The organism is Alloalcanivorax xenomutans (assembly GCF_032810065.1).
In the GTDB taxonomy this organism is placed as follows: domain Bacteria; phylum Pseudomonadota; class Gammaproteobacteria; order Pseudomonadales; family Alcanivoracaceae; genus Alloalcanivorax; species Alloalcanivorax xenomutans.
The window spans coordinates 3705001-3727346 of record NZ_CP136538.1 but is presented as its reverse complement, the minus strand read 5'-3'; the positions used below and the strand labels follow the sequence as shown (position 1 = coordinate 3727346).

Sequence of the window (22346 nt, the reverse complement as noted above, 5' to 3'; positions counted from 1 at the left end):
GGTTGAGATCGTATTCTAAAGGCAATCGCCTCCGCTGATCGGTTCAATGCGAGCAGTGCCCATCACCGACATGACGATACGTCGCCCCTGCCCCTGGTTGCAGATGAGGAAACTGCCGTTCTGGTAATACAGGTTGCCGCGCCGTTCATAACGTAACGCGGTGCCGCGGAAGCGGCGCCAGGTAAGGGTGGTGCCTTCGGGCAGATCCAGGCGATGGAATACGTCGTCATCGGTGATGGTGGCGATGCCATCCCCGCTCCGCGCCAAAAGCAGTGAAGAGGTTGTCTGGAAGCGGTCACAGTGACTGCTGCCGTCACATAAAAAGATCGGTCCCCGTGTCAGCGCTTCGGCTCGGGCATAGTGGATCAGACCCAGAACCTGGTTGCTGGCCGATACCACCCGGTGCCGGGGTAACCCCTCTTTTTGCCAGTGAACGCCGGCGCTCAGCAGCAGTATCATGAGTGTCAGCGTGATCAGTAGTTCCACCAGTGTGAATCCGCGCACGTCCTTGTCCCTCCCATGGCCATCCTGGCCTTTGATGTGTGGCAACAAGAGGCCAGTTTACCGTCCCGGCAAGGTGGTCTTTGTGCTACTGTTGCTCTTCTTTCTGTAGTCCATCTTCCCTGATTGCTATGGCTGATTTGCTCGTCGTCGGCGGCGGTATCGTCGGATTGTTAAGCGCTTTGGAATTCACCGACCGGGGCTTCCGGGTCACCGTCATTGACGCGCCGGCCCGCTTTCCGCCGGCTTCCTGGGCCGGCGGCGGGATCCTGTCGCCGTTGTACGCCTGGCGTTATCCCGACGCCATGAATCTGCTGACGGTGGACGCGCCGGAGCGTTATCGCAATCTGATCGCACGGCTACGCGGACAGGCCGGGCTGGTGGACGAGGACCTCAACGAAAGCGGTCTGTGGGTAGCGGTGGAAGCGGAGCAGGAACGTGCCGACGCCATGGCCTGGGCGCGCCGCTGGCGGCTTCCCTGCTCGGCGGAGCGCTTGTCCCAGCGGATGCCGGAAGCCACTGACCGGGATGGAGTATGGTTTCCATCCCTGGGTAATTTGCGTAACCCCCGTATCCTCAAGGCGTTACGTGCCTGGCTGTCGGCCCGTGGCGTGGGATTCGAAGCAATACCGGCGGTATCGGTGCTGCCGCGTGCCGGAGGCGGCGCCGCGGTGGCGCTGGCTGATGGGCGGAAATGCCAAGCCAGCCGGGTGTTGATCAGCGCCGGCATGTGGAGTCCGCGATTGCTGAGTCCGCTCGGATTGGACCTGCCGCTGTTTCCTTCCAAGGGAGAGATGCTGCTCTATCAGTTGGCGCCGGGGCGGGTGCCGACCGTATTGTTGACCGAGCAGGGGTATCTGATTCCCCGTGCCGACGGCGCCGTGCTGGCGGGTTCAACACTGAAGGACGGTGATGACAGCCAGTATCCCACGGTGTCGGGGCGCTGGGCGCTGGAAAAAATGGCGGCCTCGCTGCTGCCGGCTCTGGCCGGAGAACGGCCGGTAAGTCACTGGGCGGGCGTGCGCCCCGGCTGTGCCCGGGACTGGCCATATCTGGGGGAGGTGCCCGGCGTGCCCGGCGTCTACGCCGCACTGGGGCACTACCGCAACGGTCTGGTATCAGCGCCGGCCAGCGCCGCGCTGCTGGCGGCGCTGATGAGTGGCGAGCAGCCCCATCTGGATCCGGCGCTTTACGCGCTGCCTTCCTCTTCTTCCTGATCCAGGGCCAGTTTCTTCAAGCGGTAACGCAATGAGCGAAACGTCATACCCAGCTTCTTGGCGGCGGCGGTGCGATTCCAGTGGGTGGCATCCAGCGCTTTGAGAATTTCCTGCCGCTCGATGTCCTGTAGATAATCCTCCAATGGCAAAGCCGGATCCCGGCTGCCGCCCTGGCTGGGTGCTTCGCTGCTGGCCTGGCTGGGTAGCCGCAGATGCGCCGGTTCGATAACGTTGCCATCACACAGGGTCATGGCCCGCTCCAGTACGTTTTCCAGCTCTCGCACGTTGCCGGGAAACGGATAGTCGCGCAGCGCCGCCAGAGTACCGTTACTGAGCGTGGGCGGCGTGGTATCCCAGGCGATGCCAAGCCGGGAGAGGATATGCTCAACCAGCGCCGGAACGTCCTCCAGGCGCTCGCGCAGCGGCGGCACGTGTGCCTCGATGACATTCAGCCGGTAGTAGAGGTCCTGACGAAAGCGGCCCGCCTGCATTTCCTCGCTGAGATCCTTGTGGGTGGCGCAAAGAATGCGCAGGTTGACGCTGAACTCCCGTGACTCGCCCACCGGCCGCACGGTTTTCTCCTGAATCGCACGCAGCAGCTTGACCTGCATATGCAGAGGCAGATCCGCTACCTCATCAAGAAACAGGGTGCCTCCGTCCGCTTCCCGGAACAGGCCTTTGCGGTCTTCCACGGCGCCGGTGAAACTGCCTTTGCGGTGACCGAAAAATTCACTTTCCATCAGTTCGGAAGGGATGGCGCCGCAGTTCACCGCAACGAAAGGGTGGTCACCGCGCGGCCCCAGCGTGTGAATCAGACGCGCCACTTTTTCCTTGCCGCTGCCGGATTCGCCGCTGATGTAGATTGGCGCCTGGCTGCGTGCCAGTTTGCGGATTTGCCGTCGCAAATGCTGCATGGCCGGCGACTGGCCAATCAGACCATCGTCCTCGCCGCCGTTGGCGGCGCCATGGCGGCTGATGCCGAGGCCGTCCTGAATCAACTGCCGCAGCCGGTCCAGCGAGACGGGTTTGGCGATGAAATCGTAGGCCCCCAGTTTCATCGCTTCGGTGGCGGTCTCCATGTTGCCGAATGCGGTGAGTACCGCGATGGGCATGTCTGGCGCCTTCTCCGCCGCGTAGCGGATCAGCTGTAAACCGGAGCCATCGCCCAGGTTCATATCGGTCAGGCAAAGATGAAAGGTGTCGCGATCCAGCAGCCGCTGGGCGGCGGCCAGGGAGTCCGCGGCCGTTGCTTCCAATTTCATCCGCCCGAGGGTGATGACCAGAAGTTCTCTCAGGTCCGCTTCGTCGTCCACAACCAAAACACGCGGAATTATGTCATTCATCGCTATTGGAACTGTCTATCCGGATGTGCGCAGGTAATCATGAAACAAGCGCCCCGATCAGCCGGTTCATGGCTGAGGCTGGCTTGATTGGCCTGGCACAGTTGCTGGCACACGAACAGACCGAGACCGTTTCCTTTGGCGTGCGTGGTGAAGAACGGCTCGAACAAATGCCGTGCCTGTTCCTCGCCGATACCCGGGCCGTCATCGCTGACCGCGATCCAGGGCAATCGGGTTTTTGAGTGCACTCCGTGGGTCACGCGTACCCGGACCTGTTCCCCCCCATGTCGAAAAGCATTGCCGATCAGGTTATCGAGTATCTGAATCAGCTGGCCGCGATCAAAACGCAGCTCGGTATCGGTGGCCAAGTCCATTTGCAGGCGCGTCTTGCGGCTTTCATGGCAAGTCGCGGCAATCTCCGCGAGAACGTCCTTGAGGACCAGTCTCTGTGCCTGGCCCCGTGGTCGCCGTGACAAGTCCAACACATCGGAGATGATGCCGTCCACCCGTTGTACGTGGGTACGCACCATATCGAGAAGACGGCGGTCGCTGTCGTTGCCAGCATCCTCGCGCAGCAACTCGGTGGCGTGATTGATCGCGCTCAACGGATTGCGAATCTCATGGGCCAGGGTGGCGGACAGGCGTCCCAGGGAAGCCAGGTTCAGCTGTTGCGCCTCCTGGGCGATGCGCGCGGTGTCCTCGAGAAACACCAGGGTCAACTGCTCGTGGCTGGTATCCAGAGGCGCGAAGCGCGCGGACAGCTCCGGCGACTGCTTCGAGGCGCGCAGGGGCGGCGGCAGAATGTGGGGCGCCTGGCGCCAGGCCTGGTGACGTTGCCGCAACGGCTCCGGTAGCGGCTGGCCGCTCATGGTCATGGCGAACGCATTATCCGCCGAAGGGTTGGACTGCAGAATGCGCCCGTGGCGATCGAATACCAGAATCCCGGTACGCATACGCCGGACGATTTGCTCATTCAGGGCCTCCAGCCGATCCAATGCCACCTGTTGATCAGCGGCGATGGTCTCACTGCGCTCCAGCCGCGAGGCGATCTGCTGGATGATCACCGAGACCATGAAGAAGGCAATGCCGAGCAGGCCGGACTCGGTCAGCGAAAACGGATCCCGCTCGCCGGATTGAGTGGCGAAATAGAATTGCTCGTACATGACCGTCAGGGTCGCCAGGGCGGCGATCAGAAAACCCATGCGGCCGCGCAGCAGAATATTACCCGCCGCCACGGTGATCAGCAGCAGCACCGCCAGCCCTCCTTCGAGGCCGCCGTTGGCGTGCACCACCAGCCCCAGAGCGATAACGTCGACGATCAAGGCGAAGGGCTGCGCCCAATTGGGGCGTGGCAGGCGCTCGCTGTATTCAAGCACCGTGGAGATCACAATCAGGGCCAGATAGGCCATCATGGTAAATTCGAACAGCAACGGCAGATGCTGGCCCAGGGAAGGCTGCTGGTGAGTGTAATGGAGAATCAACAACACCGAAGCGATGGCAATGCGGTAGACATTGTAAATGCGTACCGGGGTCCAGCGCTGTCCGGGCGGGGGCCAGGGAAGGCCGGCCTGATCGTGAGGCGTGGTCATGATGGGCGCGGTTTCCAGGTCAGTCGTCGCTTTCCTGGTGTTCCAGGTATTCGCGGCGGTGTTCGCGGGAGCAGAAATCCAGCGATTGGTGGCGGAAGGCTTCGGTTTCCGGTACATGCACCCCGCACAGATGGCATTTGACCATGCGTTCACTGTCGATGGTGCGGGAAGAGCGACGCGGATCGCGTCCCCGGGCGGCATGATTGGCGGAGACCCCTTTGACCACCCGCCAGATCACGTAAATCAGCGCGGCCAGTATCACCAGCTTGATCAGCCCCATTCCTGCCTCCCCATAAATCACTCACCGGCTCGTTGTCCCGGTGAACTTTTGCCTGACTCTGGCCCGAACCCCCGTGCTTTCGGGCATGTGTTGGAACTTGTTTCGCGTTTCCATACCCTTGAGTGTCGCCGAACACGTGACCAGGCGCTGAAAGCCGCTACCCTGGATACCCGGAGAGGGCCGGATACAGTAAGGAAAAGAACTCCGGTGCGGTGGCGTGGAAACTTTAAACAGGCCTTGAGCAGGCTCTTATGTAACCCGGCCGGCTACAGAGTACAATCAGCGCAGCCGAGAGGAAAGAGATCGGCCCAAGGTGGCGGGCAGGGTGGCCGCCGGGGCCCGGACATGATGAAGGCATACTTCCTATGCGAATAGTGATGGCCCAGCGCAATCCGCTGGTGGGCGATATCGAAGGTAATGCGCGGGCGGTGATCGATGCCGCCCGTGAGGCCCGCACCCTGTTGGGGGCGGAACTGGTGGTCTTTCCGGAACTGATGCTGACCGGTTACCCGCCGGAGGATTTGTTACTGAGGCCCAGCCTCAACCGGCGTATCGACGACGCCCTGGCCTCTATCGGCGCCGCCGTGGAAGTGCCCGTGATCGTCGGCTATCCGGCGGTACGCAACGGTGTGCGCCGCAACGCCGCCGGCGTGCTTTATCCCGGTGACGAGGGGCCGCGCCACGAATACTTCAAGCAATGCTTGCCCAATTACCGCGTGTTTGACGAGAAGCGCTACTTTCAGCCCGGTAACAGCGCCATGGTGTTCGAGTTTCAGGGCCTGCAGCTGGGCATCACCATATGCGAGGACATCTGGTACGCGGCACCGGCCGCCGCCGCGGCGGAAGCCGGTGCCGATGCCATCATCAATCTGAATGCCTCGCCGTTCCGCGCCAGCAAACCGGAGGAACGCTTCGAGCAGGTGGCCTCCCGTGCCCGGGAAACCGGACTGCCGGTGCTCTATTGCAACATGGTGGGCGGGCAGGATGAGCTGGTCTTCGACGGCGCGTCCTTTGCCGTGGACGGAGCCGGCCATCTGTGTCTGCAGGGCGCCAGTTTCGAGGAAGGCCTGGTGCCGGTGGACCTGAGCGGTGAAGGCGCCGTGCTGGCGGTCAGGGGCGAAGTACTGCCGGTGCCGGTGGGTGAGGAGAGCATGTATCGGGCGCTGGTGCTGGCGGTGCGCGATTACGTCAACAAGAACGGATTCAAAGGGGCTCTGCTGGGGCTGTCCGGCGGCATCGATTCCGCTCTGACGCTGGCGGTGGCGGTGGATGCCCTGGGCCCGGAGCGGGTGGAAGCGGTGATGATGCCGTTCCGCTATACCTCCGCCATGAGCATCGAGGATGCCGAGAAGCAGGCCCGGGCGTTGCGGGTGAAATACCGGGTACTGCCGATCGAGCCTGCCTTCAATGGCTTCATGGACATCCTGGCGGAGCCGTTCGCCGGGCTCGATACCGACACTACCGAGGAAAATCTCCAGGCCCGCTGTCGCGGCGTGCTGCTGATGGCGCTCTCCAACAAGGGTGGCTCGGTCGTGCTCACCACCGGTAACAAGAGCGAAATGGCGGTGGGCTATGCCACGCTCTATGGCGATATGGCCGGTGGCTTCTCGGTGCTCAAGGACGTCTTCAAGACCTGGGTGTTCCGCGTCGCCCGCTGGCGTAACCAGAAGGCCGGCACCGAGATCATTCCGCAGCGGGTGATCGACCGGCCGCCGTCCGCGGAATTGGCCCCGGATCAGGTGGATTCGGATTCGCTGCCCGACTATGACGAGCTGGATGCCATTCTGGAGCGCTATGTGGAACAGGATATGAGCGCCGAAGCGGTGATCCGCGCCGGTTTCGACCGGGATGTGGTGTATCGGGTGGTGCGCCTGACCGACCGCAATGAATACAAGCGCCGCCAGTCGGCGGTGGGGCCGAGAGTCAGCCGCAGGGCGTTTGGCAAGGACCGGCGCTATCCGATTACCAATGGCTGGCGGCCGGGGGACTGAGAAGGGTATCAAAGCCGCCGCGGGGTTCTCCTGCAGCGGCCTCGTGGTCCGCTTACAGCAAATCGAAGGTCAGCAGGCTGAGGATGCCGTTGTCCTTGTCCGGCCACCAGGACAGGGTGACCCGGTCGTCGTCCATATAGTCGGAATCCGGCCAGTTCTGCGCCAGTACCCGGCGGCTCTTGTCGGCCAGTTCCGGCTGATTGATGCGCTCGTAGCCCTTGGCCATGATCGCCAGCGCTTCCGGTACCGAAGGCGTGCCCTGATAGTGACGCACCACGTATTGAGCCCGGTTGATGGCGGCGATATAGGCGCCGCGCCGGGCATAATAGCGGGCGGCATGCAGTTCCTGAGCGGCGAACTGGTTGCGGATGAACACCATGCGTGAACGCGCGTCGGGGGCATAGTCACTGTCCGGGAAGCGGTTCACCAGACGCTCGAAGTCCTCGAAGGCATTACGGGCCGCGCTCAGGTCACGGGATGACTTGTCGGTGCTCATGATGTTATCGAACAGGCCGCGCTCCAGGTAATAGTTGGAAAGCCCGTGCATATAGAGGGCGTAGTCCAGGCTCGGGTGAGCCGGGTAGGAGCGGATGAAGCGCTGGGCGGCGACCACCGCGGCCGGGTAATCCTGGGACATGAACTGGGCGTAGATCAGGTCCAGCTGCGCCTGTTCGGCATAGGTGCCATAAGGGAAGCGGGCTTCCAGTTCCTTCAGGCTGTCGATGGCGGTCAGGTAATTTTTCGCTTCCAGCGACTCCCGCGCCTGCTTATATTGCTCGACCTCGGTGCGCTCCGGGCTCTCGACGGGCTTGCTGGAACAGGCGCTCACCATCACGGCGATAATCAGTGGCCAAAACAGACGTGGCATTTTTTCCTCGGTTCGACGCGCTACAATGGAGCGCTATTTAATCACAGGTTGCGATATGGGACATCTCGGCGGGGAGAAAATTCAACGCACCGAGCAGGTGAGCGTGGATCACGCCGGCGCCCGCTTGGATCAGGTGGCGGCGGAGCTGTTCGAGGGATTCTCGCGCTCGCGGCTGCAAACCTGGATCAAGCAAGGCGCTCTGACCGTCAACGGCCGCAAGGCGCGCCCCAAGGACAAACTGGTGGGCGGCGAGAGCCTGACCCTGGAGGCGGAGCTGGCGCCGGAGCTGGAGGATCAGCCCGAGGCAATCAGTTTGCCGGTGGTGTACGAGGATGAGGATCTGATCGTCATCAACAAGCCGGCGGGACTGGTGGTGCATCCGGCGGCGGGGCATGCCGACGGAACCTTGCTCAATGGGCTGCTCCATTTGGATGAACGTCTCTCAAGTCTGCCCCGGGCCGGCATTGTCCACCGCCTGGATCGGGATACCACCGGTCTGATGGTGGTGGCCCGCTCCCTGGAGGCGCATAGCGGGCTGGTGGCGCAACTGCAGGACAAGAGTCTGCATCGTGAGTACGAAGCCATCGCTGTCGGGGTGATGACCGGCGGCGGCACCGTGGATGCGCCCATAGGCCGTCATCCGGTGGACCGTAAACGCCAGGCGGTGGTGGCTCAGGGGGGCAAGCCGGCGGTGACGCACTTCCGTGTGATGGACCGCTACCGGGCCCACACCCGGATCCAGGTCCGTTTGGAAACCGGACGGACTCATCAGATTCGCGTTCACATGGCTCACCGCCACTATCCGTTGGTGGGGGATCCGTTGTACGGTGGTCGCCTGAAGTTTCCCGCTGGCGCCACCGAGGCCTTACGCGAGGCGTTGCGCCGGTTCCCCCGGCAGGCCCTGCACGCCCGCCGCCTCGGCCTGGTGCACCCGGTCAGCGGCGAGTATCTGGAATTCGAAACGCCGCTGCCGGAAGACCTGCAGACTCTGATTCGGGTCCTCGAGGAGGACCGGGAGGCGCAATGACGCTGCCGGATGTCAGTCAGTGGCTCTGGCCGGAATGGCACCCGCACCCGCGGGTGCGGTCGGTGGTCACCACCCGCCTGGGGCGTCATTCGCCCCCTCCTTGGGCCGGATTCAATCTCGGCGCCAACTGCGGTGACGAGCCCGCCCGGGTGGAAACCGCCCGCCGCCATGTACACCGGCTGCTGCAAGTGGATCATCCTCCAGCCTGGCTGCAACAGATCCACAGTGACCGGGTCATTCGCGCCGGCGAACGGGACAACCGCGCCGACGGGGTCTGGACCAACGAGAGCGGCTGGCCTTGTGTGGTGCTCACCGCGGATTGCCTGCCGGTATTACTGGCGCGCCAGGACGGCAGCGCGGTGGCCGCGGTGCACGCTGGCTGGCGCGGGCTGCATGCCGGGATTGTACAAAGAGCGGTGTCGATCCTGGCGCCGGAAGGGGAGGCGCTCTCCGCCTGGATGGGGCCGGCGATTTCCGGGCGCGTCTATCAGGTGGGGGAGGAGGTGCGCCGCGCCTTCATGGAATCCTCGGAACTGTTCGAGCCCGCTTTCACGCGTGACGCCACCCCCGGCCATTGGCGTTTCTCGCTGACCCACGCCGCCACCCTGGTGTTGCATCAGGCCGGTGTGGAAGACGTGTCCGGAGGGGAGCATTGCACCGCCGGCGATCTCACCCACTTCTATTCCTACCGCAAGGAAGGCCAGACCGGCCGTTTCGCTTCTCTGGTTTGGCTTGAGCCCTGATCGGGGCCGGGCCCGCCATCTCCGTTTTTCTTAATCTGGATCAATATCGGCGGTTTTTCCGGGATGGGCTGCTTGAATTCCAGGGCGCCGCCCGCATTTATAGATCAGATTTTGAACAGTCGGTAATAGCCAGTGCCGTTGAAACCAAAAGGGTGGAGGGCTGGTTCTTACGCGCAACCAGGAGAAGTCATTCATGCGAATGGACAAACTGACCGCTCGTCTGCAGGAAGCCTTGGGCGAAGCCCAATCGCTGGCGGTGGGGCAGAGCCACAATGCCATCGAGCCGGTGCATCTGATGCTGGCTCTGCTACAACAACGCGGCGGCGTCGCCACGCCGTTGCTGGAAAAGGCCGGCGCCAATCCGGCCGATGTGATCACCGCTCTGAAGATGGCGATGGACAAGCTGCCCACCGTAGGCCAGTTCACCGGAGATGTTCAGCTTTCCCAGAATCTGGGGCGCTTGTTGAACCTGGCGGACCGGGAAGCTCAACAACGCGGTGATCAGTATATTTCCACCGAAGCGGTGTTGCTGGCGGCCTGTGACGACAACGGTGATGTCGGCAAACTGATGAAGAACGCCGGTGTGCGCAAGGTGGTGCTGGCGGAGAAAATCCAGGAAGTTCGTGGTGGTGAATCGGTGGACGACCCCAACGCCGAAGATCGTATGGAGTCCCTCAAGAAGTACACCACGGACCTCACCGCCCGCGCCGAGAGCGGCAAGCTGGATCCGGTGATCGGCCGGGATGATGAAATCCGCCGCACTATTCAGGTGCTACAGCGCCGGACCAAGAACAACCCGGTGCTGATCGGTGAGCCGGGGGTCGGTAAAACCGCCATCGTCGAGGGGCTGGCGCAACGTATCGTCAACGGTGAAGTGCCGGAAGGGCTCAAGGAAAAGCGGGTTCTGTCCCTGGATATGGCGGCGCTGATCGCCGGCGCCAAATACCGTGGCGAGTTCGAGGAACGCCTGAAAGCCGTGCTCAACGAACTGTCCAAGCAGGAAGGGCGGGTGATCCTGTTCATCGATGAGCTGCACACCATGGTCGGCGCCGGCAAGGCCGATGGCGCCATGGATGCGGGCAACATGCTCAAGCCGGCGTTGGCGCGCGGTGAGCTGCATTGCGTCGGTGCCACCACGCTGAACGAGTATCGTCAGTACATTGAAAAAGACGCCGCTCTGGAACGTCGTTTCCAGAAAGTACTGGTGGACGAGCCGTCGGTGGAAGACACCATCGCCATCCTGCGTGGCCTGAAGGAACGCTATGAGGTTCACCATGGTGTCGACATCACTGACGGCGCCATCATCGCCGCCGCCAAACTGAGCCATCGTTACATCACCGACCGCCAGTTGCCGGACAAGGCCATCGATCTGATCGATGAAGCGGCCAGCCGTATCCGTATGGAAATCGATTCCATGCCGGAGGAAATGGACCGCCTCGATCGGCGCCTGATCCAACTGAAGATGGAGCGGGAAGCGCTGCGCAAGGAAGAGGACGAGGCAAGCAGGAAACGGCTGGAAAAACTGGAGGCGGACATCGCGGCCCTGGAGAAGGAATACGCCGATCTCGAAGAGATCTGGAACGCGGAGAAAGCCGCGTTGCAGGGCGCTCAACAGTACAAGGCGGAACTGGAACAGGCCCGTGTGGATATGGAACAGGCACGCCGCGCCGGCGACCTGAACCGCATGTCCGAGTTGCAGTACGGGGTGATCCCGGAGCTGGAGAAGAAGGTTCAGCAGGCCCAGGAGCGCGAGGAAGCCGCTCAGGTGGAAACCCAGTTGCTACGCAACAAGGTTACCGATGAGGAAGTGGCGGAAGTGGTTTCCAAATGGACCGGGATTCCGGTGTCCAAGATGCTGGAGGGCGAGCGCGAGAAGCTGTTGCGCATGGAAGAGGCGCTGCATCATCGCGTGGTTGGCCAGGAAGAGGCGGTGGAAGCGGTCTCCAACGCGGTGCGGCGTTCCCGCGCCGGGCTGTCGGATCCGAACCGTCCGAATGGCAGCTTCCTGTTCCTCGGCCCCACCGGGGTGGGTAAGACGGAGCTGTGCAAGGCGCTGGCCGGTTTCCTGTTCGATACCGAGGAAGCCATGGTGCGCATCGACATGTCCGAGTTCATGGAGAAGCATTCCGTGGCCAGGCTGATCGGCGCGCCTCCGGGCTATGTCGGTTATGAGGAAGGCGGTTATCTCACCGAGGCGGTGCGCCGTAAACCGTATTCCGTGGTGTTGCTGGATGAAGTGGAAAAAGCGCACCCGGATGTCTTCAACGTGCTGCTGCAAGTGCTGGAAGACGGCCGCCTTACCGATGGCCAGGGCCGCACCGTGGACTTCCGTAACACGGTGGTGGTGATGACCTCGAACCTGGGGTCGGACCTGATCCAGCGCATGGCCGGCGAAGGCGATTATGAGGCGATGAAAGCTGCGGTAATGGAAGTGGTCGGCCAGCATTTCCGTCCGGAGTTCATCAACCGGGTGGACGAAACGGTGGTATTCCACCCGCTGGGGCAGGCGCAGTTGAAAGGCATCGCGGGCATCCAGCTCGACTATCTGCGCAAGCGGCTGGCGGAACGGGAGATGTCCCTGACACTGTCCGACGCGGCCTTGGACAAACTGGTGGAAGCGGGCTTCGACCCGGTCTATGGCGCCCGCCCATTGAAGCGGGCGATCCAGAACCAGTTGGAGAATCCGTTGGCCCAGGCGCTGCTCAAAGGCGAGTTTGTTCAGGGTGATGCCATCAACGTGGACGTGGCGGACGGCAAGTTCACCTTCACCAAGGGGTGATTGTCCGCGCTGTTCCGGCAAGTACCACAACGCCGGCCTTCGGGCCGGCGTTGTGCGTTCAGGAAGAACGTCGGAACGGGAAGGTGAACTGTTGCACCACGCCTTCCGGTACCTGGGTGCTGGCGCGGGTGCCGTACCGTGCTGCCAGTTTGTCGGGCATGTGCAGCGTGCCGAACAGTTTGTCGTAGAGCGGCAGGAAGGCGGCGTAATTTTTGTCCACCGCCTCGTCCTCCGAGGAGTGGTGCCAGTGGTGGAATTCCGGGGTGGCGATGACCCAGCGCAGCAGCGGAAAACGGAAACGCACATTGGCGTGGATGAAAATCGCATGGAAGGAAATGAACACCAGATAGGCATACACCGCCGATGGCGAAAAGCCGAGGATGAAGATCGGCAAATAACCGACGAAGCGGTTAGCGACGATTTCCACCAGATGCAGTCGTGAAGAGGCAAGCCAGTCCATTTGCTGGGTCGAATGGTGCACGGCGTGAAACTTCCACAACCAGGGCACTTCATGGAATGCCCGGTGAATCCAGTAGCTGCCCAGATCCACCACGATCAGAATCTCGATGAATTGCAGCCACAGCGGCTGGCTGGCGATGGCCTGTTGGAAGCCGATATCGACCTTGTCGTGCAGGAACACCTGAATCGGGATCACGGTGAAGAAGCTAATTAACTGCAGGCCGACATGGCTGAACAGGAAGTACTTCATGTCCGTGATCCAGCCCCGGCGCAGCACTCTTTGCTCGGGGTCCTTCGGATAGATCCGTTCCATCGGGATGAACACCAGGGCCAACACCAACAGGGTGAGGATGAAATAGTCCAGCCCGGCATAGAGGCTGCGGCCATCCACCGGTGGCACATCGATCCTGCCGGAGCCGAGCAGGGCGGCCATGCAGGCCATGATCATGCCGGCCAGGCCGTAGCGTGGATCCTGATGGCGCCAGACACTGATAAAGCCGGCACAGAAGGCGATGGCGATACCGGCGAACAGCACCATGCGCAGCACGTCGGCGCTATAGAAAGCACGAAATTCCGGTGTGGTGAGCAGATTCGGGAACAGAAAACAGAAACCGCCGAGCAGGGAAAGCAGGCCGAGACCGACGGCGACGGTAGCGCTGATCTTGCCTTGGCCTGGGGTCAGATCCACGTCCTCGAAGCGTTCTCTCAAATAATCCGTCATGTTGGGCTGTCCTTGGGTAATCACCGGGCTGGCGGCGTGATAGGGATCATAGCATCCGGAACGCCGGAGCCCTTGTTCGATATAGGGAGTCCGATATAGGGCGTCCAGTAACAGGAATTGGGAGCATTTTAAGCCTGAAAGCCGGCAAAGGAACCAGCTTCCTGTGGTAACAAACCGCGTCAGGCCCCCCGGCTATCGCAGAATGATACCGCGGCGCGGGTCTGTTCCAGAATCTCGGCCCGTTTTTCCTGGTCCAGAACCTCCATTTCGCCAGTCTCCGGGTTCTCGCGTCGCACCAGGGGCTTTTCCGTCAGGGCCGCCAGATTACGCCGGTGCTGGTCGCAGGCGGCCCGGGTTTCCTCGCTTACGGCGCCGTCAGCTCCGGTGGAGGCGTTTTCCTCGTCGGGACGGGCGCGCCGGGCGCGGTCCTGTTCCAGCCTTTCCAGGGCGTCGGCCTGGTCGGAGCTGGCGGAGCGGCGGGTGCGTACTGATTGGGCTTCCTGGCCCTCCGGGGGCTGCGCGTCATAGTGGGTGACACCCTGGTCGTCCACCCATTTGTAGTAGGTGGCGGCCGGAAGATACGGGCTGGCGATCAGCAAGGCGGCGGCAATGAGTAATGGTTTCATAGTGATCCGGCCCGGAAACGTGATCCGGGATTCCCTCCGAAAAAAGTATTAGCCACCCAAGCATGCCAATGAAGCCGCCGGCCAGGCAAGGTACTGTGGCCATTAGGGCTTTGAAATCGCCCGCATTTCTGACAATATTAAGACCTTTCCGGAGATCGGGACCCGCAACCACTTACCGGTGGCTGTGTGGCCGGGATTCGGGGCGTCGTTACCGCGGCGTCCGGTGTCAGCAGTATGACTGCATTCTCGTCCCGCTGTGGGAACCTCCGGAGGTTTCTCACCCCGTCGCGGGCGCGATTCCTCCAGGTCCCTCTGCCTGTGTCTGTCGCCGGCCAACCGCCGCGACCGACCCCAGGGTGCTTAAATAGGGCGCCCTATTCCACAGGTAAACGTTGTCCTCCGCTCTCGGCGGAGTGATCGCTATTGTTCTGAACTTAGAGGTAGCAACCGTGGAAATGTTATCCGGCGCGGATATGGTTGTCCGTGCACTGCAAGAAGAGGGTGTGGAGTACATCTTCGGGTATCCCGGAGGTTCCGTTCTGCACATCTACGACGCGTTATTCAAGCAGGACAAAGTCAGTCATATTCTGGTGCGTCATGAGCAGGCCGCGACCCACGCCGCCGACGGCTACGCTCGCGCCACCGGCAAGCCCGGCGTGGTGATGGTGACCTCCGGCCCCGGCGCCACCAACGCCATCACCGGTCTGGCGACCGCCTTCATGGATTCGATCCCGATGATCGTGTTGTCCGGCCAGGTGCGCTCCGACTGGATTGGCGACGACGCCTTCCAGGAGACCGATATGATCGGCGTCTCCCGTCCGGTGGTGAAGCACAGCTTCATGGTGCGCGATCCCAAGGACATTCCGGAGATCTTCAAAAAGGCGTTCTATATCGCCACCACCGGCCGTCCCGGCCCGGTATTGATCGATATTCCCAAGGATCACACCGCGCCCAACAAGACCTTCCCGTACGAATATCCGAAGAAGGTCAAGCTGCGTTCCTACGCGCCGGTGACCCGTGGTCATTCCGGCCAGATCCGCAAGGCGGTGGAAGAGCTGCTCAAGGCCAAACGTCCGGTTATCTATTCCGGTGGCGGCGTGGTCCAGGGCGAGGCCAGCGATGCGCTGACCAAACTGGCCCGTAAGCTCAACTTCCCGGTGACCAACACCTTGATGGGGCTGGGCGCTTACCCGGGTACCGATCGCCAGTTCCTGGGCATGCTGGGTATGCATGGGACCTACGAAGCCAATATGGCCATGCATAGCGCCGATGTGATCCTGGCCGCCGGTGCGCGGCTGGATGACCGGGTCACCAACAACACCAAGAAGTTCTGCCCCGGAGCCAAGCTGATCCACATCGATATCGATCCGGCCAGCATCTCCAAGAATGTGGCGGCGCATATTCCCATCGTCGGGCCGGTACAGCAGGTGCTGGATGAAATGCTGGCCATGCTCGACGAGCAGGACAGTGAGCCGGACCACAAGGCGCTGGAACGCTGGTGGCAGGAAATCGACGGCTGGCGGGAATTCCACGGTCTGCGCTACGAGACCAACGAAAGCGGCCCGATGAAACCGCAGCAGGTGGTTCAGGCTCTGTACAAAGCCACCGAAGGCAAGGCCTATGTAACCTCCGACGTGGGGCAGCACCAGATGTTCGCGGCCCAGTTCTACAAGTTCGACCGCCCGCGCCAATGGATCAACTCCGGCGGTCTGGGCACCATGGGCTTCGGGCTGCCGGCGGCCATGGGGGTGCAGTTCGCTTTCCCGGACGCGGTGGTTGCCTGTGTCACCGGTGAAGGCTCGATCCAGATGAACATCCAGGAGCTGTCCACCTGCCTGCAGTACGGCCTGCCGGTGAAGATCATCAACATCAACAACCAGGCTCTCGGCATGGTGCGCCAGTGGCAGGACATGCAGTACGGCGGCCGCCACAGCCAGTCCTACATGGAGTCCCTGCCGGACTTCGTCAAACTGGCCGAGGCTTACGGCCATGTGGGCATCAAGGTGGAGAAATTCGAGGATCTGGAAGGCGCCATGAACGAAGCGTTCTCGCTCAAGGACCGGCTGGTCTTCATGGACATCTACGTGGACCCCACCGAGCACGTGTACCCGATGCACATCGCCGATGGCGCCATGCGTGATATGTGGCTGAGCAAGACGGAGCGGACCTGATGAGACGTATCATTTCGATTCTGATGGAAAACGAACCCGGCGCCCTGTCCCGGGTGGTGGCTCTGTTCTCCCAGCGCGGCTACAACATTGAGACGCTCACCGTGGCCCCCACGGAAGACCCGACCCTGTCGCGCCTGACCATGACCACCACCGGTGACGAGTACAAGATCGAGCAGATCACCAAACACCTCAACAAACTGATCGAGGTGGTCAAGCTGGTGGATCTCACTGAAGGGGCCCACATCGAGCGTGAGATCATGCTCATGAAGATCAAGGCCACCGGTGCCCAGCGCGCGGAAGTGAAGCGTACCGTGGACATCTTCCGTGGCCAGATCGTGGACGTCACCGCCACCGTTTACACCGTCCAGCTCACCGGTACCACCGATAAGCTGGAGGCGTTCATCAACGCCATCGGGGAAACCCAGGTGCTGGAAGTGGTACGCTCCGGCGTGTCCGGCATCGCCCGCGGGGAGAAAGTCCTGAGCCTCTGACGGTTCGCGCTTTCCACCTCAAACCACAGACCCCGCCTGGTGCGGGGTCTGTTATTTTGCACGGTGTAAGGGAACGGTGTATCAAGATGCGGCAGCATGGAACGCTGTATCATAAACAGCTCAAAAGAATTCATCTGAACCGAACCGGGGAAAGGTAGCCGCGATGATCACCATGGAATTCTTACTGACCACTCTGGTTGTGGTGCTGATGCCCGGTGCTGGTGTGCTGTGCACGGTGGCGGCGGCGCTGGCCCAGGGGCGCGCGGCCGGCTTTTACGCCGCGCTGGGTTGCACGTTGGGTATTATTCCTCATTTGCTGGCGACAGTGCTGGGGTTGGCGGCGATCATGCACACCAGTGCGGTGGTGTTTCAACTGGTGAAGTTCGCCGGGGTGGCCTATCTGCTCTATCTGGCCTGGATGACCTGGAAAAACGGGCTACAGCTCCAGGTGTCCGGAGACGCCGCCGGAATTCGTCCTCTGGCGGTTATCGGCCGTGCCTTTCTGGTCAATGGTCTTAACCCGAAACTCAGTCTGTTCTTCCTGGCGTTCCTGCCTCAGTTTATTCCACCGGGCAGCCCGTCTCCCTTTGCGCAGCTGTTATTGTTAAGCAGTGTTTTGATGGCGATGACGTTCGCCGTGTTTGTCTGCTATGGGCAACTGGCCCATGGTTTCCGGCGGGTGATCATGGCGTCGCCGCGAGTGCAGAACGGTTTGCGCAGAGGGTTCGCCGCCGCCTTTGCCGGTTTGGGCGTGCAGCTGGCGATCAGTGGACGTTGAAGCGGGTGGTTGCCGATAGGTAGAGTGCCAGGGCGATACCGCGGAGGTGCGAGAGGGCATGGTGAAAGGATTTCGCCTCAAAAGGGGGCTATGGGCTTTGTTTGTCGTTGTGGCGGCCGGTTTACTGCTCCCGGAACATGCTCGCATTCCAGTGCAAGGCGCCACGGCCAGTGATTGGCACCCGAAATCCTTCTGGTTTGAACCCTGGGGCGCTTCCGGCGTGCATAAAGGCATCGATATCTTTGCCGTCCGGGGGACGCCGGTGGTTTCCGCCGTTCCTGGTATCCGATTGTATCAGGGGGAACTCAGCCTGGGCGGGAAAGTGGTGATCGTACTGGGGCCGAAATGGCGCCTTCACTACTACGCGCATCTGAATGAGCCGGCCACTCCGGTGCCACTATGGGTGGCGAATGGGCGCCAGATAGGCGGGGTCGGAGATTCCGGCAATGCCAGGGGGAAGCCTCCTCATTTGCATTATTCGGTACTGTCCTTGATTCCGCTGCCGTGGCGGATAACAACGGAGACGCAGGGCTGGAAGAAGATGTTCTTTCTCGACCCTGTCGATGTGTTTACCTCACGGGGACACTGAGAACCATCCATTCTTCAATATGACCCTGCTGGCGCCGCCGGCACCTCCTCTCTCCCCCGTTTATGACGCTCCATGAAAACCATTCATTGGTCATGTCGGGCCAGCCCCGCCTAGGCTAGGGTCGATTTGTTCAGCCCATGACAACAACAAGGAGCTGCCATGACTGCAAGCCAGGCCCCGAGCCAGGTCAGGGACGCGGCGGCGTTCGCGTCGGAGCCGGTGTATCAGGCACTGGAAGAAACCGCGGCCCGCTTTCCGCAACGTCCCGCTCTGTATTTTGAAGGCGTACGGCTTTCCTATGCCGATTTTCATCGTTTGGTGAACCGGGCAGCCCGGGGGTTTCAGGACCTGGGAGTGAAGCCTGGCGTTCATGTCGGTCTGTTTCTCGGCAACACACCTCACTACGCCATCGCTTTTCTTGGTGTGCTGAGAGCCGGTGGCACCGTCGTCAACTATTCCCCTCTGGATGCGGAACGCACTCTGGCGCACAAGATTGAAGACAGCCACAGCGACATCATGGTGACGCTGGATGTGCCGGAACTGTTGCCACGGATCCGGGGGTTTCTGGAGACCTCCCGTCTGCGGACTCTGGTGGTAGGCACGCCCACGGACTTCGCCGGCGCTGGCGCTACCAGTGACGCAATGGAGGCGGTAATTCTCAGCTTCGCTGATCTGCTCAATAATGAGGGGGACTTTCAGCCCTACCCGGTGGCGGACCCGGAAAACACGCTGGCGGTGCTGCAATACACCGGTGGCACCACCGGCGTGCCGAAAGGGGCGGAGCTGACCCACGGCAATCTCACCTGTGGCTGCCAGCAACTGATGGCGGCTTTGGCCGGTGATTTGCAAACCGGTCAGGAACGGGTGCTGGCGGTGCTGCCGCCGTTCCATATTTACTCGATGACGGTGAACCTGCTGTTCGGTATCCGGCTGGCGGCCGAACTCTATTTGCACAGCCGTTTTGATCCCGATGCGGTGCTGAAAGCGGTGCATGAACACCGCCTGTCGGTATTGCCGGCGGTACCCACCATGTTCATCGCGCTGATCCATCACCCTCAGGTGGGGGAGTACGATCTTACTTCTCTGCGGCTGTGTAATTCCGGTGGCGCCCCTTTACCGGTGGAAGTGCAGCAGCGCTTTCAGGAGCTGACCGGGTGCCGTCTCGGTGAAGGCTGGGGCATGACGGAGACCACCGCGGTGGGTACCTACACGCCGCTCACCGGAGAACGCCCACCGCAAGGTTCCTGTGGCTGTCTGGTGCCCGGTGTGTCGATGAAGATCGCACCCATGGACGCGGAAGGCTCGCTGGCCGCCGGTGAGCGTGGTGAGATTTGTGTTGCCGGGCCCAATGTCATGCCGCGCTACTGGAACAACCCTGATGCCACCGCGGCCTCGTTCACCGAGGACGGTTACTTCCGCACCGGCGATGTGGGTTACATGGACCAGCGCGGCTATGTGTACATCGTCGATCGTACCAAGGACATGATCCTGTGCAGCGGCTACAACGTTTATCCGAGAGTGATCGAGGAAGCCATCTACGAGCACCCGGACGTGGAGGAAGTGTCGGTGATCGGCGTAAAAGACAGTTACCGCGGGCAGTCTCCGATGGCTTTCGTTCGTTTGCGCCAATCCGCCGCCTCTTTGACATTGGAAAGTCTGCAGGACTTTCTCGCTGATCGTCTTGGCAAGCACGAGATGGTGCGTGCATTGGCGTTGCGCGACGAATTACCGAAGACACCGGTGGGCAAGCTGTCCAAGAAAGAACTCTATGACGAGACGGCGTCTTTCTCATTGTGAAGATGTCACGTGATCCTGAATCAGGAGAATAATGATGAAGCTACGAAGATGCCTGGCGTTGCTGGCGTTTGCCGCTGTTTTCATGTCGGGGCCGGGGTACGCCAAGTCCCTGCGTTTCGCTTCCGGTTACCCGCCCAACTCGGTGGCGGAACAGGCCGCTCAGAAGTATACGCAAGTATTGAAGGATGAGACGGATGGCGCGCTTTCCGCCCGGGTCTTTTCGCTGACGCTGCTTAATCTGCTGGAAAGCTCCGCCGGTGTGCGTGACGGTATGGCGGACGCGGCCGTGGTATTGTTCCCATACTTCCCGGGGGAGTATCCGCGTATCAACATGCTGGCGGAGATCTCCATGTTGCTCAACGCCGGTGGTGAAGATCCTGCCCACGCGGGGCTGATTTTCACTGGTGCTTTCTCCGAGTTTCTGTTCCAGTCCTGCCCGGGGTGTCAGAAAGAGCTGGCTGCGCAAAATCAGGTCTTTCTCGGATCCGGCTCCACTCCGACGCTGCCGCTGCTGTGTACCACGCCGATCCGGGAAGCAAAGGATCTGACGGGCAAGCGGGTGCGCACCTCCGGTGCCCAGTGGGCCCGTTGGGTGGAGGAAATGGGCGCCACGCCGATCACCATGTCGGTGAACGAGATCTACGAAGGGCTGAATCAAGGGGTGGTGGATTGCACCGTGCAGACCACCACGGAGCTGTCGATCTTCAAACTGGATGAGGTGGTGACGGACATCACTCTGGGCGTTCCTGGTGGCGTGTTCGGTGGTTCCGGTGTGAACAATATGAACCGTGATACCTGGCGGGGGTTGAGTGAGGCCGAGCGTCGCGCGGTATTGAAAGCCTCGGCGGTGTTTTCAGCGGAGGCCTCCTGGGGCTATGACGCGCTGGGTGCGGAGAATCTGGCCGCCGCGAAAGAAAATGGCATCAATGTGCATCAGGCTGGTGACGCTTTCCGGGCCGCTACCCAGGCCTTCATCGATAAGGATGTGGAAACCATCGCGGAAAACTACCGCAAGCGCTACGGCGTGGAGAACGCCGCTGAGCTGATCGATGCCTTCCGGCCTTTGTTGCAGCGCTGGCAAGATCTGGTGGGCGGCGTTGAGAGTCCGGAGCAGTTGGCACAGCTGTATTGGCGCGAGGTGTTCTCGAAAGTCGATCCGGCCCGTTACGGAATGTGATCGGAAGCGGGGGAGCCGTCAGCCTGGATTCTGCTGATTCCAGAAGGCATCGATCAACGGCTCCCCCAGTCTCTTCTCCAGAGCAAACAATCCTACCTCGTAGGCTTCCAGCCGTGGCTGCACATCGAGAATGCGGATGCGGCTGGCAAGCGGGCTGTTATCGAGCACGATCTGCGGCACCACGCCGACGCCAAACCCCAGACTGACCATGCTGACGATGGCCTCATTGCCACTGACCTGGGCGTAGATCTGCGGGCGCAGGCCCAGATCCCGAAACCAGCGGTCGGTACGCTCCCGGGCCAGCCCCTCCTCGGAGAGAATCATGGGGACGTCCCGCCAGGCGTTGCCGGCGGCCTTGCCGGACAGCCGTTCGGCCAGCTGCGGTTGACTGGCGGGGGCGATGAACAGCAGGGCCGAGCGGGTTACCGGGTGAAAGGCGATGCCATTGGGCATTTGCACCGGACGGGCGCCGACGGCGATGTCCTCGGTGCCGGACAGAACCCGTTCCTCCGCCTGGGCCGGATCGCCGGTGTGTAACTTGATCTCGATGCGAGGGAAGTTGGCGCGGAAGCTGCTGAGCATGTCGTGGAGAAAGCTGTAGCTGGCGGTGACCGAACAATACAGGCTCAGTTCGCCGCGGAGCACCCGCTGGTCATCCTGCAGTGCCAGGCGTACCGTATTCCAGTCGCTCACCGCCTGGCGCGCGTAGTCGCGGAAGCGCTCCCCTTCGCGGGTGAGGCTGACCCGGCGATTGTCCCGATACAGCAAAGTGGTGCCGACCTCCTGCTCCAACTGCCGGATGCTGCGGCTCAGCGCGGAGGGGCTGATGTGGCATAAACGGCTGGTGCGGCCGAAGTGCAGGGTCTCGGCCAGGGTCAGGAAATGTTCCAGAGCGCGGATATCCATCGCGGGGTCCACAGGCAGGGTTTATTGCGAATTTCGGCATGCAGCATTGCAAATATATCATTTTACGCAATGCCCTTGATAGCCTATCGTGACCAGCCAGTGCTGGCCTGCCGGGCCGCTTCGCATTCACTCCACAACAGGATTACGACCATGCAAGTCTATTACGACAAAGACTGTGACCTCTCTCTGGTCCAGGGCAAGAAAGTGGCCATCGTTGGTTACGGCTCCCAGGGCCATGCCCATGCCAACAACCTGAAGGACTCCGGTGTGGACGTAACCGTGGCGCTGCGTCCGGG

The 22346-nt window shown here is 61.6% G+C and carries 20 protein-coding genes (1 of these 20 running past the window's edge); 12 read left to right on the top strand and 8 right to left on the bottom strand.

What is annotated here, in order from left to right; translation table 11 throughout:
* Nucleotides 1-15: 15 nt before the first annotated feature.
* Nucleotides 16-504: a GspH/FimT family protein gene (locus tag RYH70_RS17150; RefSeq protein WP_022996663.1), complete on the bottom strand. Its 489-nt coding sequence runs from the start codon at nucleotides 502-504 to the stop codon at nucleotides 16-18.
* Nucleotides 505-632: 128 nt separating this feature from the next.
* Here RYH70_RS17150 and RYH70_RS17145 point away from each other — a divergent pair, with 128 nt between their 5' ends.
* The gene (locus RYH70_RS17145) at nucleotides 633-1718 is read left to right on the top strand and encodes an NAD(P)/FAD-dependent oxidoreductase (RefSeq protein WP_233917703.1); all 1086 of its coding nucleotides are present in this window, start codon (nucleotides 633-635) and stop codon (nucleotides 1716-1718) included.
* Here RYH70_RS17145 and RYH70_RS17140 read toward each other — a convergent pair.
* Genes RYH70_RS17140 through RYH70_RS17130 form a run of 3 tightly spaced genes read right to left on the bottom strand, consistent with a single transcriptional unit; the run spans nucleotide 1691 to nucleotide 4927 of the window.
* A complete protein-coding gene (locus RYH70_RS17140) occupies nucleotides 1691-3061 on the bottom strand; it encodes a sigma-54-dependent transcriptional regulator (protein WP_055099444.1) in 1371 nt (456 codons plus the stop codon). The genes RYH70_RS17145 and RYH70_RS17140 overlap by 28 nt on opposite strands.
* Nucleotides 3062-3063: 2 nt before the next feature.
* Nucleotides 3064-4647 carry an ATP-binding protein gene (locus tag RYH70_RS17135; RefSeq protein WP_022996660.1) on the bottom strand — a complete coding sequence of 528 codons (1584 nt, stop codon included), beginning with the start codon at nucleotides 4645-4647 and terminating at the stop codon, nucleotides 3064-3066.
* A gap of 19 nt (nucleotides 4648-4666) precedes the next feature.
* On the bottom strand, nucleotides 4667-4927 hold the full coding sequence (locus RYH70_RS17130; protein WP_022996659.1) for a PP0621 family protein: 261 nt from the start codon (nucleotides 4925-4927) through the stop codon (nucleotides 4667-4669).
* A gap of 365 nt (nucleotides 4928-5292) precedes the next feature.
* On the opposite strand from RYH70_RS17130, the gene RYH70_RS17125 reads away from it, so the two are divergent.
* A complete protein-coding gene (locus tag RYH70_RS17125) occupies nucleotides 5293-6918 on the top strand; it encodes an NAD+ synthase (protein ID WP_026949554.1) in 1626 nt (541 codons plus the stop codon).
* Nucleotides 6919-6970: 52 nt separating this feature from the next.
* On the opposite strand, the gene RYH70_RS17120 is transcribed toward RYH70_RS17125, so the two are convergent.
* Nucleotides 6971-7786, bottom strand: a complete 816-nt coding sequence (locus RYH70_RS17120) for an outer membrane protein assembly factor BamD (RefSeq protein ID WP_022996657.1) — start codon at nucleotides 7784-7786, stop codon at nucleotides 6971-6973.
* A gap of 55 nt (nucleotides 7787-7841) precedes the next feature.
* Between RYH70_RS17120 and rluD the strand changes: the two genes are divergently transcribed.
* The 3 genes from rluD (at nucleotide 7842) to clpB (ending at nucleotide 12335) form a co-directional block, all read left to right on the top strand.
* Nucleotides 7842-8813 carry a 23S rRNA pseudouridine(1911/1915/1917) synthase RluD gene (rluD, locus tag RYH70_RS17115; RefSeq protein WP_022996656.1) on the top strand — a complete coding sequence of 324 codons (972 nt, stop codon included), beginning with the start codon at nucleotides 7842-7844 and terminating at the stop codon, nucleotides 8811-8813.
* On the top strand, nucleotides 8810-9556 hold the full coding sequence (pgeF, locus tag RYH70_RS17110) for a peptidoglycan editing factor PgeF (protein WP_022996655.1): 747 nt from the start codon (nucleotides 8810-8812) through the stop codon (nucleotides 9554-9556). Before rluD ends, pgeF begins: the two co-directional genes overlap by 4 nt.
* A gap of 193 nt (nucleotides 9557-9749) precedes the next feature.
* Entirely contained in the window at nucleotides 9750-12335 is a 2586-nt protein-coding gene (gene clpB / locus RYH70_RS17105) for an ATP-dependent chaperone ClpB (protein WP_317009452.1), read from the top strand.
* Nucleotides 12336-12393: 58 nt separating this feature from the next.
* Here the strand turns inward: clpB and RYH70_RS17100 are convergent, their stop codons facing one another.
* Both RYH70_RS17100 and RYH70_RS17095 read right to left on the bottom strand, forming a co-directional pair.
* A complete protein-coding gene (locus RYH70_RS17100; RefSeq protein ID WP_022996653.1) occupies nucleotides 12394-13515 on the bottom strand; it encodes a sterol desaturase family protein in 1122 nt (373 codons plus the stop codon).
* A 179-nt stretch (nucleotides 13516-13694) separates the two neighbouring features.
* Nucleotides 13695-14141 carry a DUF4124 domain-containing protein gene (locus tag RYH70_RS17095; protein WP_063139871.1) on the bottom strand — a complete coding sequence of 149 codons (447 nt, stop codon included), beginning with the start codon at nucleotides 14139-14141 and terminating at the stop codon, nucleotides 13695-13697.
* Between the two features lie 449 nt (nucleotides 14142-14590).
* On the opposite strand from RYH70_RS17095, the gene RYH70_RS17090 reads away from it, so the two are divergent.
* The 6 genes from RYH70_RS17090 to RYH70_RS17065 all read left to right on the top strand — a co-directional run bounded on the left by RYH70_RS17090 (nucleotide 14591) and on the right by RYH70_RS17065 (nucleotide 21144).
* Nucleotides 14591-16312 carry an acetolactate synthase 3 large subunit gene (locus RYH70_RS17090; RefSeq protein ID WP_022996651.1) on the top strand — a complete coding sequence of 574 codons (1722 nt, stop codon included), beginning with the start codon at nucleotides 14591-14593 and terminating at the stop codon, nucleotides 16310-16312.
* Nucleotides 16312-16803, top strand: coding sequence for an acetolactate synthase small subunit (gene ilvN / locus RYH70_RS17085; RefSeq protein WP_014996018.1), 492 nt, complete (start codon nucleotides 16312-16314; stop codon nucleotides 16801-16803). The genes RYH70_RS17090 and ilvN overlap by 1 nt, the downstream gene beginning before the upstream one ends.
* A 172-nt stretch (nucleotides 16804-16975) precedes the next feature.
* A complete protein-coding gene (locus RYH70_RS17080; protein WP_309599190.1) occupies nucleotides 16976-17581 on the top strand; it encodes a LysE family translocator in 606 nt (201 codons plus the stop codon).
* A 58-nt stretch (nucleotides 17582-17639) separates the two neighbouring features.
* Nucleotides 17640-18170: a M23 family metallopeptidase gene (locus RYH70_RS17075; RefSeq protein ID WP_317009451.1), complete on the top strand. Its 531-nt coding sequence runs from the start codon at nucleotides 17640-17642 to the stop codon at nucleotides 18168-18170.
* Nucleotides 18171-18329: 159 nt separating this feature from the next.
* A complete protein-coding gene (locus RYH70_RS17070; RefSeq protein ID WP_317009450.1) occupies nucleotides 18330-19967 on the top strand; it encodes a long-chain-fatty-acid--CoA ligase in 1638 nt (545 codons plus the stop codon).
* 31 nt (nucleotides 19968-19998) lie between these two features.
* Complete coding sequence (locus RYH70_RS17065) at nucleotides 19999-21144, top strand: C4-dicarboxylate TRAP transporter substrate-binding protein (RefSeq protein WP_080531520.1); 1146 nt, start codon at nucleotides 19999-20001, stop codon at nucleotides 21142-21144.
* 18 nt (nucleotides 21145-21162) lie between these two features.
* Here RYH70_RS17065 and ilvY read toward each other — a convergent pair whose 3' ends face one another.
* On the bottom strand, nucleotides 21163-22050 hold the full coding sequence (gene ilvY, locus RYH70_RS17060; protein ID WP_022996644.1) for an HTH-type transcriptional activator IlvY: 888 nt from the start codon (nucleotides 22048-22050) through the stop codon (nucleotides 21163-21165).
* Between ilvY and ilvC the strand changes: the two genes are divergently transcribed.
* Nucleotides 22027-22346: the 5' portion of a ketol-acid reductoisomerase gene (ilvC, locus tag RYH70_RS17055; RefSeq protein ID WP_317009449.1), read on the top strand. The gene runs 871 nt beyond the window's last position; the window shows 320 of its 1191 coding nt (coding positions 1-320); its start codon is at nucleotides 22027-22029; its stop codon lies off the right edge, out of view. The two genes, ilvY and ilvC, sit on opposite strands and share 24 nt — an antisense overlap.

Coding starts and splice junctions, on each gene's coding strand:
- clpB (WP_317009452.1), top strand. CDS start 9,750: ATGCGAATGGACAAACTGACCGCTCGTCTGCAGGAAGCCTTGGGCGAA.
- RYH70_RS17100 (WP_022996653.1), bottom strand. CDS start 13,515: ATGACGGATTATTTGAGAGAACGCTTCGAGGACGTGGATCTGACCCCA.
- RYH70_RS17095 (WP_063139871.1), bottom strand. CDS start 14,141: ATGAAACCATTACTCATTGCCGCCGCCTTGCTGATCGCCAGCCCGTAT.
- rluD (WP_022996656.1), top strand. CDS start 7,842: ATGGGACATCTCGGCGGGGAGAAAATTCAACGCACCGAGCAGGTGAGC.
- RYH70_RS17075 (WP_317009451.1), top strand. CDS start 17,640: ATGGTGAAAGGATTTCGCCTCAAAAGGGGGCTATGGGCTTTGTTTGTC.
- RYH70_RS17120 (WP_022996657.1), bottom strand. CDS start 7,786: ATGCCACGTCTGTTTTGGCCACTGATTATCGCCGTGATGGTGAGCGCC.
- RYH70_RS17080 (WP_309599190.1), top strand. CDS start 16,976: ATGGAATTCTTACTGACCACTCTGGTTGTGGTGCTGATGCCCGGTGCT.
- RYH70_RS17125 (WP_026949554.1), top strand. CDS start 5,293: ATGCGAATAGTGATGGCCCAGCGCAATCCGCTGGTGGGCGATATCGAA.
- ilvN (WP_014996018.1), top strand. CDS start 16,312: ATGAGACGTATCATTTCGATTCTGATGGAAAACGAACCCGGCGCCCTG.
- RYH70_RS17140 (WP_055099444.1), bottom strand. CDS start 3,061: ATGAATGACATAATTCCGCGTGTTTTGGTTGTGGACGACGAAGCGGAC.
- RYH70_RS17145 (WP_233917703.1), top strand. CDS start 633: ATGGCTGATTTGCTCGTCGTCGGCGGCGGTATCGTCGGATTGTTAAGC.
- RYH70_RS17130 (WP_022996659.1), bottom strand. CDS start 4,927: ATGGGGCTGATCAAGCTGGTGATACTGGCCGCGCTGATTTACGTGATC.
- pgeF (WP_022996655.1), top strand. CDS start 8,810: ATGACGCTGCCGGATGTCAGTCAGTGGCTCTGGCCGGAATGGCACCCG.
- RYH70_RS17135 (WP_022996660.1), bottom strand. CDS start 4,647: ATGACCACGCCTCACGATCAGGCCGGCCTTCCCTGGCCCCCGCCCGGA.
- ilvY (WP_022996644.1), bottom strand. CDS start 22,050: ATGGATATCCGCGCTCTGGAACATTTCCTGACCCTGGCCGAGACCCTG.
- RYH70_RS17070 (WP_317009450.1), top strand. CDS start 18,330: ATGACTGCAAGCCAGGCCCCGAGCCAGGTCAGGGACGCGGCGGCGTTC.
- RYH70_RS17065 (WP_080531520.1), top strand. CDS start 19,999: ATGATGAAGCTACGAAGATGCCTGGCGTTGCTGGCGTTTGCCGCTGTT.